The organism is Escherichia fergusonii ATCC 35469 (assembly GCF_000026225.1).
Taxonomy (GTDB): domain Bacteria; phylum Pseudomonadota; class Gammaproteobacteria; order Enterobacterales; family Enterobacteriaceae; genus Escherichia; species Escherichia fergusonii.
Genome location: NC_011740.1, coordinates 4,582,435 through 4,588,711, shown reverse-complemented (window position 1 = coordinate 4,588,711; position 6,277 = coordinate 4,582,435). Strand labels below are relative to the sequence as shown.

The 6,277-nt window shown below is 47.0% G+C and carries 7 protein-coding genes; 1 reads left to right on the top strand and 6 read right to left on the bottom strand.

What is annotated here, in order from left to right; translation table 11 throughout:
- Window positions 1-156: 156 nt before the first annotated feature.
- Both EFER_RS22455 and yjjY read right to left on the bottom strand, forming a co-directional pair.
- Window positions 157-843 carry a tRNA/rRNA methyltransferase gene (locus EFER_RS22455; protein ID WP_001241206.1) on the bottom strand — a complete coding sequence of 229 codons (687 nt, stop codon included), beginning with the start codon at window positions 841-843 and terminating at the stop codon, window positions 157-159.
- Between the two features lie 397 nt (window positions 844-1,240).
- Complete coding sequence (gene yjjY, locus EFER_RS22450) at window positions 1,241-1,381, bottom strand: YjjY family protein (protein WP_048814551.1); 141 nt, start codon at window positions 1,379-1,381, stop codon at window positions 1,241-1,243.
- Between the two features lie 95 nt (window positions 1,382-1,476).
- On the opposite strand from yjjY, the gene arcA reads away from it, so the two are divergent.
- Window positions 1,477-2,193 carry a two-component system response regulator ArcA gene (arcA, locus tag EFER_RS22445; RefSeq protein WP_001194358.1) on the top strand — a complete coding sequence of 239 codons (717 nt, stop codon included), beginning with the start codon at window positions 1,477-1,479 and terminating at the stop codon, window positions 2,191-2,193.
- A 64-nt stretch (window positions 2,194-2,257) separates the two neighbouring features.
- Here the strand turns inward: arcA and creD are convergent, their stop codons facing one another.
- From creD to creA, 4 genes are read right to left on the bottom strand one after another with little or no spacing between them, the layout of a single operon-like run.
- A complete protein-coding gene (gene creD / locus EFER_RS22440) occupies window positions 2,258-3,616 on the bottom strand; it encodes a cell envelope integrity protein CreD (protein WP_000946445.1) in 1,359 nt (452 codons plus the stop codon).
- Between the two features lie 57 nt (window positions 3,617-3,673).
- Window positions 3,674-5,098, bottom strand: coding sequence for a two-component system sensor histidine kinase CreC (gene creC, locus EFER_RS22435; protein ID WP_001219549.1), 1,425 nt, complete (start codon window positions 5,096-5,098; stop codon window positions 3,674-3,676).
- A complete protein-coding gene (gene creB / locus EFER_RS22430) occupies window positions 5,098-5,787 on the bottom strand; it encodes a two-component system response regulator CreB (protein ID WP_001188059.1) in 690 nt (229 codons plus the stop codon). Before creB ends, creC begins: the two co-directional genes overlap by 1 nt.
- A gap of 12 nt (window positions 5,788-5,799) precedes the next feature.
- Window positions 5,800-6,273 (bottom strand): protein CreA, encoded by a 474-nt coding sequence (creA, locus tag EFER_RS22425; RefSeq protein ID WP_000875492.1) that lies wholly within the window; start codon window positions 6,271-6,273, stop codon window positions 5,800-5,802.
- Window positions 6,274-6,277 lie beyond the last annotated feature (4 nt).

The following is a 6,277-nucleotide window of genomic DNA, read 5'->3' as shown; positions in this document are numbered from 1 at the left end:
AGTATTTAGTGACCTAAGTCAATAATTTTTTAGTTTTGTCACTTTACGTAATTAGTTCACAACATGCTGGGTGTTCTGCGACATTCAACCAACAAAAGCAACAATCACTACTTGCAGGCAGGGTATAAAGCTAAAAAAATCCTAAAATATGCGTTTTTATTTGGCGATGTTTTTTTCAATATCGTGCAGTAAACGATGCAACATTGCTGTATCTCGTTGTCCTAATAGCCCCAGTCGCTGTTGCAACCATTCCACCAGTTTTACGTCATCAGCCACGTCTAATGTTGATAAAAGCCGCATCACACGCGTGCGTAATGCAGTCAGCTGATGTTCATCACTCATGTCGAGGGCTTTAATGGGTTGTTGCATTAAGTTTGCTAATTGATAGCAGTAGACCATTACTGCCTGACCCAAATTTAACGAAGGGTAATCTGCCACCATTGGCACACCAGTGAGAATATCTGCCAGAGCCAACTCTTCATTCGTCAGACCTGAATCTTCCCGGCCAAAAACCAGTGCTACATGATTCATCCATGACGATTTTTCCTCCAACAAAGGCACCAGTTCTGTTGGCGTCGCGTAGTAATGAAACTTCGCCCGGCTTCGTGCCGTGGTTGCAATAGTAAAATCCACGTCCTGTAACGCTTCAGCAAGACTCGAAAAAACCGCAATATTATCAATAATATCTCCCGAGCCGTGAGCAACCCAACGCGTGGCGGGTTCGAGATGAGCCTGGCTATCGACGATACGCATCTCATGAAATCCCATCGTTTTCATCGCCCGTGCTGCCGCACCAATATTTTCCGCTCTGGCAGGCGCAACCAGAATAATTGTTAATCGCATAGTGTTGCTCTTTTACTCTTTGCCCTGGCAAACAAGCGTAAATGTCAGCTTATTACGCAGCGCGAATTTACAAAATTTTAACGAAAAACACGTTAAAAGCATTTCACATTTAGTAAAAAACGCTAAACTGTTTCTTGACGTTACCACCGCTTTTTATGTTAACAAAAGCTGTATATCCTCATGTTTATTTAGGATAATTTAATTTAGAATGAATCGCACTAATTGGATTCACTGCATTTATTAGTTAGTACGTGCAACTAGTTGGAATATTGAAAAATTGTGATGAAAGCTAACATTTAGCTACAAGCATTTCACCAAACTGTTAACGTGCTACAATTGAACTTGATATATGTCAACGAAGCGTAGTTTTATTGAGTGTCCGCTACGTCTTAGCCTGTTATGTTGCTGTTAAAATGGTTAGGATGATAGCCGTTTTTGACACTGTCGGGTCCAGAGGGAAAGTACCCACGACCAAGCTAATGATGTTGTTGACGTTGATGGAAAGTGCATCAAGAACGCAATTACGTACTTTAGTCATGTTACGCCTGACATGTTAATTTGCGACATGCAGCAGGCAGGTCAGGGACTTTTGTACTTCCTGTTTCGATTTAGTTGGCAATTTAGGTAGCAAACATGCAGACCCCGCACATTCTTATCGTTGAAGACGAGTTGGTAACACGCAACACGTTGAAGAGTATTTTCGAAGCGGAAGGCTATGATGTTTTCGAAGCGACAGATGGCGCGGAAATGCATCAGATCCTCTCTGAATATGACATCAACCTGGTGATCATGGATATCAATTTACCCGGGAAGAACGGTCTTCTGTTAGCACGTGAGCTGCGTGAGCAAGCTAACGTTGCTCTGATGTTCCTGACTGGCCGCGATAACGAAGTCGATAAAATTCTCGGCCTCGAAATCGGTGCAGACGATTACATCACCAAACCGTTTAACCCACGCGAACTGACTATCCGTGCTCGCAACCTGCTGTCTCGTACCATGAATCTGGGTACTGTCAGCGAAGAACGTCGTAGCGTTGAAAGCTACAAGTTCAACGGTTGGGAACTCGATATCAACAGCCGCTCCTTGATCGGCCCTGATGGCGAGCAGTACAAATTGCCGCGTAGCGAGTTCCGCGCCATGCTTCACTTCTGCGAAAACCCTGGCAAAATTCAGTCTCGTGCTGAACTGCTGAAGAAAATGACCGGCCGTGAACTTAAGCCGCACGACCGTACCGTAGATGTGACAATTCGTCGTATTCGTAAGCACTTCGAATCTACGCCGGATACCCCGGAAATCATCGCCACTATCCACGGCGAAGGCTACCGCTTCTGCGGTGACCTGGAAGATTAATGACCTTCCTTTTGAATCAGTAAAAACGGCGCTCCCGGCGCCGTTTTTTATTGCCTGAAAAAATCTATTTCCAGATCCGTAATTCATCGCTCATATCTGTGTGTGCGATTTTCGCATTCTTCATTTTGGGCAGAGAAAGTGCATACCAGTCGATATGCCGTGTTACAAACATCATCCCCCCTAAGGCTAATAACAGTACGCTGGTTCCGAGCAATAACGCACTGTCTTCAGAACGTAATAGCGCCCACATAACACCATCGAGCATTAATAGCGCCAGTGTAAATACCAGACTAACGCGCCAACCTTTCAGCACTGCCTGAAGATAAACGCCATTCATCAATGCTCCGACCAGGCTTGCGACAACCCACGCCAGAGTAAATCCAATATGTTCTGCTAACGCCAGCAACAGCAGATAGAACATGACTAACGACAAACCAACCAACAGATATTGCATCGGGTGCAATCGCTGTTCCGTTGTGGTTTCGAATACGAAAAAAGCCATAAAGGTAAGAGAAATCAACAAAATGGCATATTTTGTTGCCCGGTCAGTTAGCTGATATTGATCTGCAGGTGTTGCGACGGCAACACTAAATGACGGTAATTGAAGCCATTGAATTTTATCGGCTTTTGATAAACGCTCCCCCAGATTATTGGCAAACCAACTACTTTGCCATTGTACGTGGAATCCTGATGCACTGACTTCACGTTGTGAAGGTAAAAAATCGCCTAAAAAACTGGGGTGTGGCCAGTTGCTGGTTAGCGTCATTTCACTATTGCGCCCGGTAGGCACAACGGAGAAACTGCCCGTTCCACTCAGGCTCAACGACATTGCCAAACTGAGGTTCTCATCAAGCGAAAACCCCTCTGGCAACGGAATATGTACGCCAGACGAGTGATCCTGCAATCCAGTGCCAGGTTCAACACTCAAGGTATTACCATTGATCTGCGGTGCTTTAACAAGGCCTATTCCCCTGGCATCGCCCACACCAACCACAATAAATGGTCTTCCAAGAGTAATATTGGGTTTATTCAGTTCACTTAACCGCGCCGTGTCAAAGTCTGCTTTCATCGATAAATCGCTGTGCCATACTTGCCCGGAATAAATACCAATTTTGCGTTCTTCAACATTCTGATTGCCATCAACCATCAACGATTCAGGTAACCAGAAATGTATAAAACTACGCTTGCGTTCAACCTCTTTGTCATCCTCAAGTACGGTGTACAACTCTGTAACCGGAATCGCGATGAGCGGACCAACAACTTTTTGCGAACCACTGGTACTTTGTCGAATCGAATCTTCAACATTACTCAGGTAATGGGCTCGTTCAGTGACCACCAGGCGGATCATCGACAACGGAATCAGTAACAACAAAATAGCGCCACTTAACGTGACAATTTTCCACAACAATGGGGATCTCAACATAACCTTCTCCTTTGCAAGGCTTGCAGAATAAAAAGGTTATGTGCAGAGAATTTGAAGTTATGTGAAGTAACGGTGAAGTGATAACGAAGCCAGTACGCCACCTTCAGCCACATTTTGCAGAGTGACATCACCTTTCAGTAAGCGGGCAACCTCTCTGACAAATGCCAGCCCCAACCCACTACTTTTCAGGCCATTTTCACGCGGTAATGAGTAGAAACGCTCGAAAATACGGGGCAATGCGTAGTCAGGAATGCCGTACCCCGTATCTTGTATATTCAATGTCACACTATTTTCCTGGGCGAAAGCGCTAAGAATGATAGTGCCGTTTTCTGGCGTAAAATCGATAGCATTATCCAGCAAATTCCCCGTTGCCTGCTCCAGCAAAGCGGGGTCTGCTAACACCCAATAATCAGATGGAAGTATTTCTAAAGTGATTTTCTTCGCCGCCAGTTGCACCGCACGCGCCTCAGTAACTTGCTTAAACAGAGCATCGACATTGACCGGGGAAAAAGTCACCTCCTGCCGATTTTCCAGCCGTGCCTGACGCAGTAAGGTCTCCACCAACGTCTGCATTCTGGCATTTTGCGTCAGAATGTTTTCTGTAAAGCGAGTCACTATTTCTGGTGGTGGCCCTTCACGCAAAATTTCTGCCGCGCCACGAATGGCTGCCAGCGGACTTTTTAGCTCATGTGTTAATGCATAAACATATTGTTCAATATAGTTTTTCCCCTCCAGCTTCACGCGCATGCTTTCCAGTGCCTGTGCCAGTTTTCGCAATTCACTACTGCCTAATTCCGGTAAAGGCACGGGATTATTTTCAGTAATAGAGTCAGCATAATTTGTCAGCCGGGCAATTGAGCGATTTATCCACCAGATCATCGCGCCCCCTATCACCAGCGCAATCCCCAGTAATAGTGCACTCGCCCAGAGGATGCGGCGCTCGCTGCGCTTAATGACAGGCGCCATTGCCGCGTTTGGCTTGCCTACACTCAGTACACCAATGAGCCGCGTACCATCCATAACAGGTGCGGCGACATACATCACTGAACTTTCGGGATTAGCAGGATTTTGCAGGGTGCTACGCGCGCCGTATTGCCCTCGCAACGTCAGCCAGACATCATTCCAGCGGGAATAATCCTCACCTTGCGCTTTACGGGCAGAATCAAATAACACACGACCTTGTGCATCGGTCATATAAACATGGTACTCATTACGTACCTTGTTGATACCATCAATACTGGCGCGAAACGGACGATCCTGCAGTTGGGTAAAAGCCTGTGCCAGCTGCCCATGTGCCGGATCACCGGAAAGAATATCCTCTTTCGCAAGTGCTGCCAGAAGTGTGGCGGTATCTATCAGTGTTCCTTCGGTAGCCCGCCGCACGCCAGGTTTTATTTCCTGAACGAAAATCGACAACACAAACCACGCGGCAACGGCAACAATGAGAAAGTAGCCAAGCAGCAATCGCATTCCAATGCGCATCAGGCGCTCCCCAGACTGTATCCCATTCCGCGATGTGTATTGATTGGTGAAAGTGCCGGGTTAATTGCCCGTAACTTAGCGCGTAGCGTTTTAATATGGGTATCTACCGTTCGGTCAAAAGTATCCTGTGCATCCGCCCAGACTTTATCCATCAACTGCTGGCGTGACCAGACACGGCCTGGCGACATAATCAGTGTTTTTAACAGTAAAAATTCATAGCGCGTGAGCTGCAATGGAGTATCACACCAGCTTATCTGTGCAGCGGGTTCGTTCAGCTCAAACTGACCACAGCGGATAACAGGCGAAGGTGCAGAAAATTTCTTTACCCGCCGCAGCAGCGTTCGCACTCTGGCGCAGACTTCGCGGGGTGAGAATGGTTTTGCAACATAATCATCGGCACCGATTTCCAGCCCCAGCAGGCGATCCACTTCATCACTACGGGCGGTCAGGAAAAGAATGGGCAGCGCCGGATGGCGCTCCAGCAGCTGACGGCATAACTCAAATCCACTGATATCGGGCAAACCAACATCGAGAATAGCGACATCCGGCACTTGAAAATGCGCTTTTTCCAGAGCAGGCAATCCCCGCTCAAAAGCCTCAACAAGAAATCCTTCTTGAGTAAGCATGTAGATCAACGTGTCGGCGATCCCTTGCTCATCTTCCACTAACCAGACCCGGACTTGTTGCATCGCATTACTCGCTTATTGCCGCCACGGCATCACAGGTACTGCGCTAATCGCATTTTTTGGTGAGCCATCGACCACTTTGTCGGAGTAGGCCAGATAAGCTAGCGCATTACGTTTGGCGTCATAGAAACGCACCACCTGTAAGGATTTAAACAGTAACGATGTGCGTTTCTTAAACACTACCTCGCCCTGGGCTTTGCCGTTTTTAATTCTGTCGCTCAACTCAATCGGCCCGACCTGCTGGCAGGAGATTGCTGCATCAGATGTATCTTCCGCCAGCCCCAGCCCTCCCTTAATTCCCCCTGTTTTCGCCCGACTGACATAGCAAGTGACATTTTTCACTTCCGGATCATCAAACGCCTCGACAACAATTTTGTGATCCGGGCCGATCATCTTGAACACTGTATCAACTGAACCAATTTGTTCTGCATGTGCTGCGTGGCCGATAAAAGCCAGCAAAGACGCCATGATTAAATGCTTATATTTCATATTG